Origin of the sequence: Hymenobacter rubidus, from assembly GCF_016734815.1 — a bacterium.
Taxonomy (GTDB): domain Bacteria; phylum Bacteroidota; class Bacteroidia; order Cytophagales; family Hymenobacteraceae; genus Hymenobacter; species Hymenobacter rubidus.
Genome location: NZ_JAERQF010000032.1, coordinates 42,623 through 57,766, shown reverse-complemented (window position 1 = coordinate 57,766; position 15,144 = coordinate 42,623). Strand labels below are relative to the sequence as shown.

Below are 15,144 nucleotides of genomic sequence, written 5' to 3'. Positions count from 1 at the left end.
CTCGGCAATTAATTTAGCCGAGCCGGGCCTCGCCAGCAAAACCTCTGGCGGACCCGGTTTCGTACCTTCGTCGGCTTCTATCGGGCGCCACGGTTTGTTTCGGCAAGCGGGTGCCTGGTAGAAGCCGACGCTATTTGGTGTTCTTCCTTTTTTCGTTTCCTACTCGTATGGTTCGCTACTTTTTCGCTTTACTCCTGGTTGGCATTTCCCTCGCCGAGGCCAGCGCCCAGGCCACTCCGCACAAGAAACCTGTGCCCTACTCCACGCGCGGAACCCGCAAGGCGGCGCCCAAAATCAATCCGCACACCGGCAAGCCTTATGGCTTCGGCGTATCGCAGGACATCAAGGACGGCACCGCCTACCTGGCGCCCGCCATGCCCATGCGCAAGCAGGTTGGTTACCAGGCCAATGGCGGCTACAACGACAACCGCACCCCGCGTCCCCGCTACACCAAGCCCGCCAATAGCTCCCTCAGCCGCGACAGCAAGCTGCCTATTGCTCCCGGCAAAGCCAAGGTGAAAACCAAGCGTAAGTAGGGCCCGTCTGCAGCCGGCTTACTTAAAACAGAGGAGCCCGTTTGGTCGAATTTTTGCGACCAAACGGGCTCTTTTTGCTCGCGCCTTTTCCTATCAAGCCGGTTCGGCCACGACAGCGGCTTCGTAATACAGCGTGCTGCAATTTTCGGGGCGTAGCACCAGCTGGGCCATCGCGCGCACATCGGCCACGGTCACGGCCTGGATGCGGCGGCTTTCCTCATTTACGAGGTTGGCGTCGCCCTGCAGCTTGCTGTAAGCCAGGTTCAGGGCCCGGTTCAGAAGGTCAATTTCGCCAAAGACCAGGCTGCTTTCGGCTTGGTTTTTTACTTTCTCCAACTCAAGGGCGTCCACATCCTGGGTCAGGAATTCGGCCACCACCGCTTCCACGGCGGTATCGGCGGTTTTGAGGTCCACGCCCTCGTTCAGCTTGCCGCTGATGACAAGCAGGCCGGGGTCGAGCGAGCCGGTGAGGGAAGAGGAAATGTTGTTGAACAGGGCCTGCTCCTTCACCAGGCGCTGGTGCAGGCGCGCCGACTTGCCGTGGCCCAGCATGTCGCTGAGCAGGTCCACGGCGTGGTAGCGGGCATCGCCCCGGGCGGGCATGTGGTAGGCCTTGTAGAGGGCCGGCAGCGGCACTGGCGCCGTGGCCACGCGGTGCCGGGCCTCGGTTTGCACGGGCTCGGCGGGCAGCTGGCGCCGGTAGGCCGGCCCGCCGGGGATTGGACCGAACCACTTCTCGGCCAGCTGGCGCACCTCGGCGGCGCTCACGGCGCCGGCGACCACCAGCACGGCATTCTGAGGGGCGTAGTGCTTGCGGAAAAAGCCGCGCACGTCGTCCATCACGGCGTTTTCGATGTGCGCAATTTCCTTGCCGATGGTGTTCCACTGGTAGGGGTGGGTGTGGTAGGCCAGGGGCTTGAGCTGCAGCCACACGTCGCCGTAGGGCTGGTTGAGGTAGCTCTGCTTGAACTCTTCCACCACCACTTTGCGCTGCACTTCGAGGCCATTTTCGGAAAAAGCCAGGTTCAGCATCCGGTCGCTTTCGAGCCAGAACCCGGTTTCGAGGTTGGCAGCCGGCAGCGAGAGGTAGTAGTTGGTGATGTCGGCGGAGGTAAAGGCGTTGTTTTCGCCGCCCACGCGCTGCAAGGGCTCGTCGTAGCTGGGAATGTTGACCGAGCCCGAAAACATGAGGTGCTCGAACAAGTGCGCAAAACCGGTATGGTCCGGGTCCTCATCGCGCGAGCCCACGTCGTACATCACGTTGAGCACGGCCATGGGCGTGGTAAAATCTTCGTGGACGATGCAGCGCAGGCCGTTGTCGAGGGTGAATTCCTGAAAGTGAATCAATGGGAACGGGGATGAAGGATGAAGGTTTATGCAAATGAACAACAACCAACACGGCTATTCCTCCCGCTTCATTCTCCATTCCTGGTTAAGCGAAGCGTTAAAACCCAATGCGCGCGCCCACCAGCCAGGTGCGCGGTACCGGGTAGGCATTGGTGTCGTAGCCGGCGGCGAGCAGGGTAGCGCCCCCGCTGCTCACGTTGGGGTCGAAGCCGCGGTAGTTGGTGAGAACGAAGAGGTTTTGGGCGCCTACCCAGATGGAATTGGGGTGCGGGGAGTCAACTTTGCCGGTGATGAAGCTGAGGGTGAGTTGGCTGAGGCGCAGGTTGGCGGCCGACTGCAACTGGGCGTCGTCGTAGCGCCGGGTGCCAAACAGGTTGCCGCCCAGGTTTTGGCTGGCCTGCGGGATGTCGACGCTGTAGTGCGTCGGCGTCCAGCGGTCGAGCAGGCGGGTGGTGCCGTTGTTGTAGCCGGTGGGCAGGTCGAGGGTAGCCAGGGTCGTATTCAGCAGTTGGTGGCCGGCTAGGGCATCCAGTTGCGCATCCAGGGTGAACCGGCCTAGCGCCAGCGACTGGCTGAGGGTGTAGAGCTGCGTGGGCAGGGCCGTGCCTTGGTAGCGCGCATCGGCATCGTTAATAAAACCGTTGGTGTTGTCCCGGTCTTCGTAGCGGAGCGTGCCCGCAATGGACTGGCCGCGGGCGTCCCGTTCGCCCACCATTGGCACGGGCAGGCGGTGGTACAGGAAGTACGGGTGCGGGGCCTCGCCCTCGACCAGGCCGGGCACGGCGCCCACTCCGGCTACTTCGGTTACGGCCGTCACACGCTGTTGCTGCCAGCTAGCCGCCAGTCGGGTATTGCCCTTCAAACGGCCGAGTTGCCAACTGCTACTCGCTGCCAGCAGCAGGCCCTGGTTGCGCAGCGTGGCTTCGCGCGGCAGCAGCAAGGTGCCGAACCCCGAGCCCGTAGGAAATACGATGTACTGCGGCACGGTGAGGTGGGCCGTGCTGCGGCGAAAAGCCGTGATGTCAAGCCGCAGCCGGTCTTGCCAGAAACCCAGGCGCAGGCCCGCTTCCAGTTGCGTGGTGCGGGGTGGCGGCGGCACCGGGACGGTAGAAAGGAAGGAGGTCACGGTTTGGCCGGGTCCCACCATAATGTAATCAGACCCGATGCCGCTGCCCAGGCCGGTAGCCGGCAGGCTGGTGCTGCTGGTTTGGCCCAGGCTGGCCCACAGGGTGGCGGTGCTGAGGAAGGGTTTATCCGCCAAAAAAGGCTCCTGGTGCAGGTGCCAGCGCACTTCGGTTCCCGGCAGCCACACCGGGGGCACCTCGGGCCTGAAGAAAAGGCCGCCGCCGTGGTTGGCATCGCGCCGCAGGCTGGCCAGCGCTTCGTAGCGGCTACGGAAGGCGTAGCTGGCCGTCAGGCCGATGTTGGAGAATGTCGTGGTGGCATCGGTATCGTAGCTCGACTGAGAGCCGTAGTCCCGATAGCCGCTGCTGGTGCCGCGCCGGTATTGCTGGTAGCCAGCGCTGGCCCCCAGGCCCAGGCGGTGGCCCTCGCCAAAGGTGTGGTCGTAGGTCAGGCGCAGCTGGGCCACCGTGGCTGTGGTAGATAAGTCGCTGGTGCTGGTGGCGGTGGCCGTTGGAGGCGTCCGGGCCGTATTCACCAGAAAGTGGGTGCTGGCAGCCACGCGTCCTTCTTCGCGGCTGGCTGTAGCGTTAAGCGTAAGGTCGGGCAGCACGCGGTAGTCGGCACCGAGCTGCAACAGCAGCCGGCGGGTGGTGAGGCCGGTGCCATCGGTGGTGGCCAGGTCCACGGCGTTGCGCGTGCTGAAGGGGCCGTAATTTTGAAAGGAGCCTTGGGAAGTGCGCACGGCGAAGGTTGGCGGGGCCAACAGGGCCCGAGCCACTGTCTCTGCTACGGGAAGGGCCTGGCTGGCCGATGAGGCTGCAGCATTGAAGAACAGCCGTAACCGCTGGCCTATTTTCTGGTCGAGGCCCAGGCGCAGGGCGTAGCGCTTGAGGCTGGAGTTTATCACCACGCCCTCTTGGCTCAGGTAGTCGGCCCCGACAACGTACCGAGTCTTCGCTCCGCTGCCATCGAAGGTGAGGTGGTGTTTGAAGACGGTAGCGGTCCGAAACAACTCCGCTTGCCAGTCGGTGTCCGGCGTCACCGGGCCGCTGGCCGGGTAGTTCACATTTCCCTGGAAGGCTTCTCTGGCAAGGTCGGCGTACTGGCGCGCATTTAGCAGGTCGTAGCGCTGGCGCACCTCTTGCAGCCCGGCCATGGCGGCGTAATGCACCTGGAGCGGCTGCTTTTGGTTGAGTTGCCCGCCGCGCTTGGTATTGATTTCAATGACGCCGTTGCTGCCCTGGGCTCCGTATTGGGCCGCGGCCACGCCCCCGGAAATCACCGTGATGCTGGAAATGTCTTCCGGCGAAAGAGCCAGCAGCGGGTTGGCCCCGGTCAAGGTTGCCTGCGGGCCTTCGCCAAGTCCAAAGGCGGCGCGCAGCAGCACGCCGGGCTGGAAATCAGCATTCAGGGCCGGCACGCCGTCTACCACATACAAAGGCTGGTCGGGGCTGGCCAGGCTGCTGCCGCCCCGGATGCGCACCGCGGCCCAGTCGCCGGGCGCACCCGAAGTGGGCGTCACCTGCACACCGGCCGCCTGCGTCAGTACCGGCTGAATGGTAAGGAAGGGCGGCGCCTGCCACGGCGTGAGGCTGCGAATGGAAACCAAATCGCAATAGATACTGAACCGGGGCAGTAGGCTGTCAGGCGGCGGCGGCGTCGCCACGGCCACCAGAGGCGCCTGCAGGGAATCAACTGGCTGCTGGGCCTGGGCACCAAAAGCCGCTGCCAGCAACAGGGCAACGGGTAGCGTTCTGGTCATAGGGGAAAGCAACGACGATGGGGAAAGGTACTGCGAAGGTAGATGCACGGGTTGGGCCAACTGCATACCTCCTTCCACCAGCCCGTTATCCGGCCAGCCTCCATTATCAGGACTGGCGTGCCTCGCCGGAACATAACGGCAAGGCAGCAGTGCCAAATACGCAACCGCGTGCGGCGGTTTGGACAAAGTAGATTTAGTGCAGCACCACGCGCCGGGACATAGCCGTGCTGCCAGCCTGCAGCCGCAGCGTGTAAACACCCGGCGCCAACCCCGCCGCGTCGATGATAACATGAGTGCCGCTCGGGGGCAGGAAGGCCGGCTGGCGGTACACCACCTGGCCCAGGGTGTTGAGCAGTTCGGCCTGCACGGCTTGCGCATCGGCCACGCCCGGCACCTGCACCTCAAAGGTGCCGTGGGCCGGGTTGGGGTACACGAAAACTTCGGCGGTTGACTGAGCCAGCGCAGTGGCCAGTGGCGTGTAGGTGTTCAGCAGCACCGCCACGGTTCCGCTGATATAGTTGGTGGTGACCACGTCGCGGCGGCCGTCGCCATTTATGTCGCCCAGGGCAATGCCGATGGGACCGTTGCCCCCGCTGGAGAAAACCGTTGCCGGGGCAAAGGTGCCCGCTGGCGCGGCCAGGCCGGTGAGCACGCCTACGCTGCCCGCGCCGTTGCTGGAGTTGTTGGCCGTGACGATATCCGGCCGGCCGTCGCCGTTTACATCACTCAGCAGGGCAAAATTGGGGCCGATGCCGCCAGAATTATAAACAGTAGCCGGACCAAAAGTGCCCAGCGTGCCGCTCTGCCCCAGCAGCACGGCCACGGAGGAACTAGTGGCGTTGGCTGCTACAATGTCGACCCGTCCGTCGCCATTCACGTCACCCAGCGAAATACCGACGGTGCCGGTGCCGCCGCTGTTATAAACGGCCGGCGAACCAAAGGTGCCGGGAACGGCGGCCGAATTCAGCAACACGCTCACGGTATTGCCAGAGTTGTGGCCCAGCACCAAGTCGGGCTTTCCGTCGGCATTCACGTCGCCAATGGCAATGCCGACAGGGCTGCTGCTGCCGCTCGGATAGGTAGCGGCCGGGAGGAACGTGCCGGGCGTGGCGGCCGAACCCAGCAGGACGCCTACGGCGCTGCTGCCGGTATTGCCTACGGCAATGTCCGTTCGGCCGTCGCCGTTGAGGTCGCCGAGGGCCACAATATTAGGGGCGGTGCCGCCGCTTGGATAGCTCGTGGCTGGCAGAAAGCTGCCAGGGCTGGTGGCTGAATTCAGCATCACGCCTACCGTGTTGCTGCTCTGGTTGCCCGTAATGATGTCGGGCCGCCCGTCGCCGTTTACGTCGCCCAGGGCCACACCCGTGGGGCGTAGGCCGCCGGGCGAGTAGGTGAGGGCCGGCGCGAGGCTGCCCATGGTGCCGCCCGCGCCCAGAAATACGCTCACGTTGTCGCTGCTTTGGTTGGCGGTCACCACGTCCAACCGGGTGTCGCCGTTCACGTCGCCCAGCGCTACTCCCAGGGGCGAGCCCCCGCCGGTGGGGTACACGCTGGGGAAGCTGAAGCTGCTTTGGGCGAAGGCGGCGGGAGCCAGCCCCATCAGGGCCACAAGCAACTGGGCGCGCTGGCGAATACCTGCCGCAAACGGGCAGGGAACGGAGTAGAAAGGTTTTTTCATCAAGGTTGTGGAAAGGATGGAAAGACGTCGTCACTTGCCGAAGACGTTGGAAGAGGCAAGGGGGCGGAAAGGTATTTACCAGCCAGTGGATTTTGCCGTCAGGCGTAGGCAAATGCCCGTAGCTGCTCAATCTGACCAGGGCCGGGCGCGCCACCAGAAGCCCGGCTGCGCCCATGAATGGAATGAGTAGCGAAAGAAGGCGCACAAGCGCTGGCGAAGAAGTAGAGCAGGTGTCAAATATAGCCGCGGCTGCGCCCGTTACCTTTGCCCTTCCCAACCCACCTGTTTTGCCCCATGACCCCAGCTGCTACGGCCCTCCAGTTCGACCGCCTCGACCTCTCCAACGAAACCCTGCTGCACCTCTACCAGCACCTGCTCCGCCCCCGGCTGATTGAGGAAAAAATGCTGATTCTGCTGCGCCAGGGCAAGGTGAGCAAGTGGTTTTCGGGCATCGGCCAGGAGGCCATCTCGGTGGGCAGCACCCTGGCCCTGGAAGCCGACGAGTATATTCTGCCGCTGCACCGCAACCTGGGCGTGTTCACGGGCCGCGAGGTGCCGCTGGGCCGCCTGTTTGCGCAGTGGCAGGGCAAGCGCACGGGCTTCACCAAGGGCCGCGACCGCAGCTTCCACTTCGGCACCAACGAGCACCACATCGTAGGCATGATTTCGCACCTCGGGCCGCAGCTGGCCGTGGCCGGCGGCATCGCCCTGGCCGATTTGCTCGATAAAAAGCCTAAAGTCACGCTCACGTACAGCGGCGACGGCGGTGCTTCCGAAGGCGACTTCCACGAAGCCCTGAACGTGGCCGCGGTGTGGCAGTTGCCGGTCATTTTTATGATTGAAAACAACGGCTACGGCCTCAGCACGCCCAGCAACGAGCAGTTCCGCTTCAAGTCCTTTGTGGACAAAGGCCCCGCCTACGGCATGGAAGCCGTGCAGGTGGACGGCAACAACGTGCTGGAAGTGTACACCACCGTGAAACGACTGGCCGAAGACCTGCGCGAAAACCCGCGCCCCGTGCTGGTGGAGGCCCTCACGTTCCGCATGCGCGGGCACGAGGAAGCCAGCGGCACCAAGTATGTCCCGCAGTCTTTAATGGAAGAGTGGGCGGCCAAAGACCCCGTCGAAAACTACGAAAAATGGCTCCTCGCCGAAGGCATTCTCACCGAAACCGCCAAGCACGGCATCCGCGAGAAAATCAAAGCCGCCATCGAAGCCGGCCTAGAGGAAGCCGACGCCGAGCCCATGCCTACGGCCGACATCGCCGAGGAAATTGCGGATATGTACGCGGCGGCTTCGCCGAATGAAGAATTAAGAATGAAGAATGAAGAATTGGGGGCGTCTGGTAATTCCTCATTCCTCATTCCTCATTCCTCATTAAGCGAAGCGAAGCGCGAAATCCGCTTCATCGACGCCATTTCCGAAGGCCTGAAGCAGAGCATGGAGCGCTACCCCGAACTCGTGCTTATGGGCCAGGACATAGCCGACTACGGCGGCGTGTTCAAAATCACCGAAGGCTTCGTGGCTGAATTTGGCAAGGCGCGGGTGCGCAATACGCCGCTGTGCGAGTCGGCCATCGTGGGCATTGGTCTGGGCCTGAGCATCAAGCACAAAAAAAGCATGGTCGAGATGCAGTTTGCCGATTTCGTGACCTGCGGCTTCAACCAGATTGTGAACAACCTGGCCAAAAGCCACTACCGCTGGGGCCAGAACGCCGACGTCGTCATTCGCATGCCCACCGGCGCGGGCTCGGCGGCCGGGCCGTTTCACTCCCAGAGCAACGAGGCGTGGTTTGTGCACACGCCCGGCCTGAAGGTGGTGTACCCCAGCAACCCGCACGACGCTAAGGGCCTGCTCTGCGCCGCTTTCGAAGACCCCAACCCGGTGCTGTACTTCGAGCACAAGATGCTCTACCGCAGCCTCACCGGCCCCGTGCCGGAAGCCTACTACACCACGCCCATCGGCCAGGCCGCGCTGGCGGCCGAAGGCGACGAGCTGAGCATCATCACCTACGGCATGGGCGTGCGCTGGGCCCTGCAAACCTGCCAGGATTTGGGCGTGTCGGCCGACGTGCTCGACCTGCGCACCCTGCTGCCCTGGGACCAGGCGGCGGTGCGCCGCACGGTGGAGAAAAACGGCCGCGTCCTCGTCCTGCACGAAGACACGATGACCGGCGGCATCGGCGGCGAAATCGCGGCCTGGATTGGCGAGAATTGTTTCGAGCACCTCGACGCGCCCGTGCGCCGCGTGGCCTCGCTCGATACCGCCATTCCGTTTGCGCCGCCGCTGGAGGCGGCTTTTCTGCCCCAGCAGCGCCTGCGCGAGCAGGTGCAGGCCCTGCGCAATTACTAGAATAATTGTTGGTTGCTCGTTGTCGGTTGTCAGGCCGGTTGTATTCGCTTCGTAAATTGAGCAGATTAACCTTCGACAACCGTCAACCAACAACTGACAACGAGCAACCCCCAATTAAACCCTGCCGGTGAAATATCGTCTGCCCTTCGTTGTTTTTCATTCCTTGCTGGGCCTGTGGCTGCTGGCGGCATTGGGCAGCTGTAGCCTCTACCGTAAGGTTTTCCATCCCTACCGCCTGCCCACGCCCAAGCCCTCGCCGGAGTACCTGGCCGAGCAGAAAAAAAAGAAGGAACAGGAAAAACTGCGCAACGACTTGGCCAAAGCCAGCGCGTCGACCCGGAAACAATCGGGGCCGGGTTCCGAAGAAGCGGCCACCGATATTTCCATGCCCTTGGCTCCCGCCGGCGATGGGGGGGCAATCGACGCCCCGGCCACTCGTTCGCTCCCCGAAAAATCGACGGTGCGATACGACAAGCACGGGCTGATGAAAAAGCCCAAGCTCAACCGTCGCAAGCGCCACAAGGTGTCCAAACCCTTCCGTCCCATCCAGTCCATCCGGGACTTCTTCAAATACGGCCTCCATGCAAAACCCAACTACAGCCCCGACCACCGGCCCGCGCCCAAGCAGCCCAGCGCCGAACCCGATGCCGCGCCCGAGCCAACGCCGGATGGCAAGCCGTAGCGGGTTCCTGCTGCTGGTGCTGGCAGTGGTGGGCCTGCTGAGCGGCCCGCTGGCGCACGGCCAGATTGTGCACGAGAAGCCCGGCAAGATAAAAGCGGCCAACCGCCGCGCCCTGCGCGAGTCGAAAAAAACCGATTCGCCCTACAAAGACAGCCACCTCGACGTCACCCGCGAACAGCTTAAGCGCGGCCAAAGCACGCCCAGCCGGCCCGAAGGCAGCGAAGACCTCCGCTACAAAAACGGCACCGCGCCCAACGTGAAAAAAGGCCTGCTGGGCCTGCGCCGCGACAAGACCAGCACCCTCGTGCGCAAAGAGCAGCGCCAGAAGCCCAAGAGTGCCGAGAAGGGCGCTGAAAAAAAATGACCAGCGTTGCGGGAATCAAGTAGCCCCAAAACTGTTGTAGTAGCTCCACGCCTTTGCCGGCCCTGCTTGGCAGTGGCGCGAACACCTTATTCTCTCTAACTTATCTGTTTTCGTTAATGTCCACTCCCTGGCTTCCCCTCACCCAACCCGAGCAGCTGACCGACCTGGCCCAGGCCTCGCACGAGCAGCCGGTGCTCATTTTTAAGCACAGCACCACCTGCTCCATCAGCGCCGCGGCCAAAAGCAAAATTGAGCGGCAATGGGCCGACAGCGGCCTCGACCTGCCCATCTACTACCTCGACTTGCTCCGCTTTCGCCCGCTATCGGCCCAGATAGCCGACCAGTTCAGCATCCGCCACGAGTCGCCCCAGCTGCTGCTCATCCAGGACGGCGAGTGCACCTACGACGCCTCGCACATGGGCATCCGCCTCAGCGACGTAAAAACGGCCGTGAAGTAGCTTGATTTATGCAAACCCATCTGTCATCCTGAGCGCCGCGAAGGACCTTATTACCGATGAGTCGATTGAAAAGTTACTGCAAATCGTTTCTTCGTGATAAGGTCCTTCGCGGCGCTCAGGATGACAGATGAACTGCTTACTTGTACTCAAATACCACGTTCTGCACAATGTCCGGGTGCAGGCTCAGCGTAACCGGGCAGGTATGCGCGGCGCGTTCCAGCAGGGTCCGGTCGGCGGGGGTTAGCGAGGCGGGCAGGGTGAAGGTGATGTCAATCTGCGCAATGCGGCGCGGCGCTTCCTTGCTCATGTGCTTCACCACATCGTAGGTGCTGCCGGCCAGGTCCCAGGCGTGGCGCTCGGCCACAATGCCGATGATGGTCATCATGCACGCCCCCAGGGCCGTGCTCACCAGGTCGGTGGGCGAAAAAGCTTCGCCGCGGCCGTGATTATCAACGGGCGCGTCGGTTTGAATAATGGTGCCGGAAGCTACGTGAGTAGCTTCGGTACGGAGGTTGCCGACGTAGCGGGCGGAGGCGGTGTTCATCAAGTCAGAGAGTTACCTTTACAGAGTTGTTCTTTGCGTAGCTAATTTACGTATTACTTAGCGCGTCGCACATGCGGCGCGTGGTTGGGTCCATTTTCGGTCGATTATGATTTTGCCTACTTCTCGTTTTTGGGGCTTGCTGGTGGCTGGCGTGCTGGCCGTCGGCGCGGCGCGGGCCCAGGCGCCATTGGCACCGGCCGCCCCCGTGCCCGATATGCCTTCCGACGAACAGTCCTACAGCAAAGAATTTGTCTTTGGCGTCAACTTCAACACCCAGGGCGGCCTGTTGGGCGGTGCCTCGGTGCGGTCTTCCAAAGTGCTCGACGACCGTTTGCTCCGCTTCTGGAGCCTTGAGGGCGTGATGCTGAAAAACAACGACAAAGAACTGCGCCGGACCACTTCGCTGGGCGGCAGCTACATCGACCGCAAAACCAACTACGGCTTTGTATTGCGGCCCTCGATAGGCTTGCAGCGCATCCTGTTCCGCAAGGCGGCCGATGCCGGTGTGCAGGTAAACGGCCTGGTAAGCGTGGGCCCCTCCATCGGCCTGCTGATGCCCTACTACATCACCTACGACCGCACCTATCCGAAAACGCTGACATACAATCTGTCGACCGACGACATTGTGGACGAGCAGTACGACCCCACCAAGCACATCAACAGCGACGCCATCCTCGACCACGGCCCGCTGTTCAGCGGCATTGGCCAGACCAAGGTGGTGCCGGGCATCCACCTGCGCGGCGGTCTCAGCTTCGAGTACGGCCGCTACCGCGACGCCGTAACCGGCATGGAAGTGGGCTTCCTGGTCGAAGCCTTCACCAAGCGCATGCTCATCCTCAGCCCCAGCGTGCTCGACAAATCGGACGCCCTGAACCGCCAGTTCTTTCCTTCGGTGTACCTGACGCTCTACTTCGGCCACCGCAGCTGACGCTACGCTTAATGAAGAATGAGGAATGAAGAATTGAGGACGGTACGAGGCATAGCCACAATTCGCCGTAAGCCTTTTGTGACGTAAATTTGTTAGTGTACTGTTCAGAATGGGCCAGAGGTAATTCTTCATTCCTCATTCTTCATTCCTCATTGAAAAAATGATTGATTTGCCGGTTATCCAGCCCGAAACGGCTGCCCCCGCCCGCCCCCGCAAGCCCGACTGGCTGCGCGTGAAGCTGCCCGTGGGCGAAGAATACGCCGCCGTGCGCCGCCTCGTCGACGAGCACAAGCTGCACACCATCTGCGAAAGCGGCAACTGCCCCAACATGGGCGAGTGCTGGGGCGCGGGCACGGCCACGTTCATGATTCTGGGCAACATCTGCACCCGTTCGTGCTCGTTTTGCGCTGTGGCCACTGGCCGCCCCACCGAGTACGACCTCGACGAGCCCCGCCGCGTGGCCGAAGCCATTGCCCTCATGAAAGTGAAGCACGCCGTCATCACCAGCGTGAACCGCGACGAGCTGAAGGACCGCGGCGCCAGCGTGTGGCGCGACACCGTGGTGCTCACCAAGCAGCTCTCGCCCGGCACCACCATCGAAACCCTGATTCCGGACGTGAAAGCCAACTGGGACGCGCTCGATGTGATGATTTCGGGCGGCCAGGAAGTGATTTCGCACAACATCGAAACCGTGGGCAGCCTCTACCGCCTCGTGCGCCCGCAGGCCCGTTACGACCGCAGCCTGGAGCAAATTCGCCGCACGAAACTGGCCGGCCACCGCACCAAATCCGGCATTATGCTGGGCCTGGGCGAAAAAGCCGATGAGCTGTATCAGGCCATGGACGACCTCGTGGCCAACGGCCTCGACATTCTCACCCTCGGCCAGTACCTGCAGCCCACCAAGCGCCACCTCGACGTGGCCGAGTTCATCACCCCCGACCAATTTGCCCACTACAAGGAAGAAGGCCTGAAGCGCGGCCTGAAATACGTAGAAAGCGGCCCGCTGGTGCGCAGCTCCTATCACGCCGAGCGCCACGTGAACGTGCCCGTGTAACGTAGGCCCAAAAATTTGCTATGGCCTTTTTTACTGCGACTGGCCGTCTGCGCCGGCGGGATTATTTTCTGCGGGTGCTGGGGCTATATGCTTTGGGCGCTGGTATTTATGCCGTTCCCGGCTTGCTTTATACGGCCGAAATCCCGGTTGCCCTCGCCCTGGGTGCGCTGGTGGGGTTTCTGCTGATTGGCTACTTGGTGGTGGTGCAATGCCTGCTACGGCTCCACGATTTAAACTTGAGCAGCTGGTGGGCGTTGGTGCTATTGCTGCCCATTGTGGGCTATGTGCTGAGCGGCGGCCTGCAATTGGTGCAGGGCACCATCGGCCCCAACCGCTTCGGCCCCGATACCAAGCGGCCGGGCTTGCTGCCACCGCCCCTGTTACAGCCCGAAAGTGAGTTGTTGGTCTAGTAATCTATTAACAAAAAGCCGGGCTACTTAGCCGGGTTTTCTTGTTGGGTGGTCGCCATTCGTTCGGCTTCACGCTTGTAGGCGAGGTAGTAAAAATCATCGGTATTAACGAACACCGTCGTCACCCTGGTGCCAGCAGGGGCCAGGGCCACGTTCTGCCGCACGGCCCGAATCAGGCGGCGGCTCTGCCGCGTCGTGAAGCGGCTCCAGTGCACTACCACCGTATAGTCAGGTGGAAGCGTGGGCAAGGCCAGTGGGCGCAGGTAGCGCAGGTGCTCGGCCAGCGTAAGGGCAGTATCGCGCGGGGCTTGTTGGGCGGGCGGGAAGTGCGCCAGGATGCCATTGGCGTTCCAATGTAAATTAGGAAAGCCGCCCGCGTAGCAGTTGATGTGGAACGACTGCTGCCGGCCCGCTGCATCGTAGTACACGGCTTGCAGAAGCTGGTAGTGGTTTTTGGCGACGTTGGGAGCTTGCTGCTGCATGCGACGGATGAAGCGCCAGAAGCTGGTGTCGAGCACGGCGCTCCGGCTGTTCGGCGGGATGCCATACATCACCGCCAGTTTGGGTAGCTCCCCTGCTGCCAACTGAGCCGGCTCCCGGATGCCATAGATACCCGTGAAAACAGCTTGGCAGCTACTCAGTAGCAGTAAGGCAAAAAGGGAGATAAAACGCATTGTCAAAATTAGATTGAGCGCACAAAAAAAGCCTCTTCTAAGCAGAAGAGGCTTTTTGACCGGAATAGGTGGCAAGGAGCCAGTACTAGCCTAGCGGCGGGCGTTGTTATCCTGCGGCGGATAGGTGCTCAGAATGCCGTTCACGATGCGGTGGGTTTCCACCTCGTCGATGGTGTTCTGGTTGACCTGCGCCTGGCCAGTGCCGCGCCACGCCAACTCCTTGCGGCGAGCGTCAATGATGTCAATCACCACGGTGCCGGCTTTGTATTGGGTCACGGGCTGATAGCCACGTCCGTAGTAGCCATAGCCGTAGCCGTACGGGTAGCCGAGGCCATTGTAGTAAGGCGAAACCTGTTGCTTGTCTTCCACGCGGGCGCTGTAGGCCACGTAAATGTCGGGAGCCGAGGTCACTTCGGTCAGGCCCTTGGCAGCCATTTCGGCCGCTACGGCGGCGCGCATACGCTTGTCAAGAAAAGACTCGTAGCCTTTGGCCGGGCCATTTTCGGCATCCTTGGGCTGCTGCGGATACCAAGCCCAGGTTTTGTAGGCCCGGAAGTTTACGGCATGGTCAAAGTCGTTGGTTACCCCTACGCGGGAAGCGGTGGTGCAGCCGCTGGGGCCCAGCAACAGCACCAGACTTGCGGCAATAATAGCTGCCGGATGAGCCAGGAAACGGGTGATGCGGTTCATAAACACGGTTAGAATACGGGTTAATTTACAGGCCTGAAACACCGGCTTGGCAAAGCAAGCAGCAAGGTTTCGAAGGCTATGATGCTAACGAAAAACCAGGGGCCGTCGTTCACTTTTTCGTCGGACAGAGACGCGGTTTGGGCGATTGCATTCCGGCAGTCAGGGGTTGAGATAACCAGATTTTATCCTATCTTACCCCCGAATTTCCATTATCGCCCCTTGCTTCGTCAATGAAAAGTACCGTCCTGTTGGTTTTGACAGCCGCTGGCCTGCTAACTGCCTGCACCTCTGCTCACGACGAGCTGACCAAATCCGTTGGCACCCGTGCCCCCGTTGCCTACAGCACCATCGTAGACTGCCCCGTGTACGATGGCATGACCAAAACTTCCACCGTGCTTTCGCAAACCACGGCCGGCAACCAAGTCCAGGTAACCGACACCATCAACGCCTATTTCGTGCGCGTGCGCCTCGAAAAGGATGGGAAGACCGTAACTGGCTACATGGACCGCCGCTGCTTCGGCGAGCGGGGCGATAAGTAAA

At 61.8% G+C, this 15,144-nt stretch carries 15 protein-coding genes; 9 read left to right on the top strand and 6 right to left on the bottom strand.

The window, feature by feature from the left end; all coding sequences use genetic code 11:
• Positions 1–167 precede the first annotated feature (167 nt).
• The gene (locus tag JKL48_RS18395) at positions 168–536 is read left to right on the top strand and encodes a hypothetical protein (RefSeq protein WP_201985883.1); all 369 of its coding nucleotides are present in this window, start codon (positions 168–170) and stop codon (positions 534–536) included.
• Positions 537–629: 93 nt separating this feature from the next.
• Here the strand turns inward: JKL48_RS18395 and JKL48_RS18390 are convergent, their stop codons facing one another.
• The 3 genes from JKL48_RS18390 to JKL48_RS18380 all read right to left on the bottom strand — a co-directional run bounded on the left by JKL48_RS18390 (position 630) and on the right by JKL48_RS18380 (position 6,448).
• Entirely contained in the window at positions 630–1,883 is a 1,254-nt protein-coding gene (locus JKL48_RS18390; RefSeq protein WP_201985881.1) for a M16 family metallopeptidase, read from the bottom strand.
• Positions 1,884–1,980: 97 nt separating this feature from the next.
• Positions 1,981–4,770 carry a TonB-dependent receptor plug domain-containing protein gene (locus tag JKL48_RS18385; RefSeq protein WP_201985878.1) on the bottom strand — a complete coding sequence of 930 codons (2,790 nt, stop codon included), beginning with the start codon at positions 4,768–4,770 and terminating at the stop codon, positions 1,981–1,983.
• A gap of 193 nt (positions 4,771–4,963) precedes the next feature.
• Positions 4,964–6,448, bottom strand: coding sequence for an FG-GAP-like repeat-containing protein (locus tag JKL48_RS18380; protein ID WP_201985876.1), 1,485 nt, complete (start codon positions 6,446–6,448; stop codon positions 4,964–4,966).
• Positions 6,449–6,742: 294 nt separating this feature from the next.
• On the opposite strand from JKL48_RS18380, the gene JKL48_RS18375 reads away from it, so the two are divergent.
• The 4 genes from JKL48_RS18375 (at position 6,743) to ytxJ (ending at position 10,304) form a co-directional block, all read left to right on the top strand.
• Entirely contained in the window at positions 6,743–8,800 is a 2,058-nt protein-coding gene (locus JKL48_RS18375; protein ID WP_201985874.1) for an alpha-ketoacid dehydrogenase subunit alpha/beta, read from the top strand.
• A gap of 127 nt (positions 8,801–8,927) precedes the next feature.
• A complete protein-coding gene (locus tag JKL48_RS18370; RefSeq protein ID WP_201985873.1) occupies positions 8,928–9,482 on the top strand; it encodes a hypothetical protein in 555 nt (184 codons plus the stop codon).
• Entirely contained in the window at positions 9,469–9,846 is a 378-nt protein-coding gene (locus tag JKL48_RS18365; protein WP_201985871.1) for a hypothetical protein, read from the top strand. Before JKL48_RS18370 ends, JKL48_RS18365 begins: the two co-directional genes overlap by 14 nt.
• Positions 9,847–9,962: 116 nt before the next feature.
• Positions 9,963–10,304: a bacillithiol system redox-active protein YtxJ gene (gene ytxJ, locus JKL48_RS18360; RefSeq protein ID WP_201985862.1), complete on the top strand. Its 342-nt coding sequence runs from the start codon at positions 9,963–9,965 to the stop codon at positions 10,302–10,304.
• A 136-nt stretch (positions 10,305–10,440) separates the two neighbouring features.
• Here the strand turns inward: ytxJ and JKL48_RS18355 are convergent, their stop codons facing one another.
• Positions 10,441–10,848 carry an OsmC family protein gene (locus JKL48_RS18355; protein WP_201985860.1) on the bottom strand — a complete coding sequence of 136 codons (408 nt, stop codon included), beginning with the start codon at positions 10,846–10,848 and terminating at the stop codon, positions 10,441–10,443.
• 112 nt (positions 10,849–10,960) lie between these two features.
• Here JKL48_RS18355 and JKL48_RS18350 point away from each other — a divergent pair, with 112 nt between their 5' ends.
• The 3 genes from JKL48_RS18350 (at position 10,961) to JKL48_RS18340 (ending at position 13,240) form a co-directional block, all read left to right on the top strand.
• Positions 10,961–11,776: a hypothetical protein gene (locus JKL48_RS18350; RefSeq protein WP_201985858.1), complete on the top strand. Its 816-nt coding sequence runs from the start codon at positions 10,961–10,963 to the stop codon at positions 11,774–11,776.
• 160 nt (positions 11,777–11,936) lie between these two features.
• Positions 11,937–12,830: a lipoyl synthase gene (gene lipA, locus JKL48_RS18345; protein ID WP_201985856.1), complete on the top strand. Its 894-nt coding sequence runs from the start codon at positions 11,937–11,939 to the stop codon at positions 12,828–12,830.
• A 20-nt stretch (positions 12,831–12,850) separates the two neighbouring features.
• Positions 12,851–13,240, top strand: a complete 390-nt coding sequence (locus JKL48_RS18340; RefSeq protein ID WP_201985854.1) for a DUF805 domain-containing protein — start codon at positions 12,851–12,853, stop codon at positions 13,238–13,240.
• A gap of 23 nt (positions 13,241–13,263) precedes the next feature.
• Here the strand turns inward: JKL48_RS18340 and JKL48_RS18335 are convergent, their stop codons facing one another.
• Together JKL48_RS18335 and JKL48_RS18330 are read right to left on the bottom strand one after the other, a co-directional pair.
• Positions 13,264–13,914 (bottom strand): hypothetical protein, encoded by a 651-nt coding sequence (locus tag JKL48_RS18335; RefSeq protein ID WP_201985852.1) that lies wholly within the window; start codon positions 13,912–13,914, stop codon positions 13,264–13,266.
• A gap of 90 nt (positions 13,915–14,004) precedes the next feature.
• Positions 14,005–14,604: a DUF4136 domain-containing protein gene (locus tag JKL48_RS18330; protein ID WP_201985850.1), complete on the bottom strand. Its 600-nt coding sequence runs from the start codon at positions 14,602–14,604 to the stop codon at positions 14,005–14,007.
• A gap of 230 nt (positions 14,605–14,834) precedes the next feature.
• On the opposite strand from JKL48_RS18330, the gene JKL48_RS18325 reads away from it, so the two are divergent.
• Entirely contained in the window at positions 14,835–15,143 is a 309-nt protein-coding gene (locus tag JKL48_RS18325) for a hypothetical protein (protein ID WP_201985848.1), read from the top strand.
• Position 15,144: the final 1 nt, after the last annotated feature.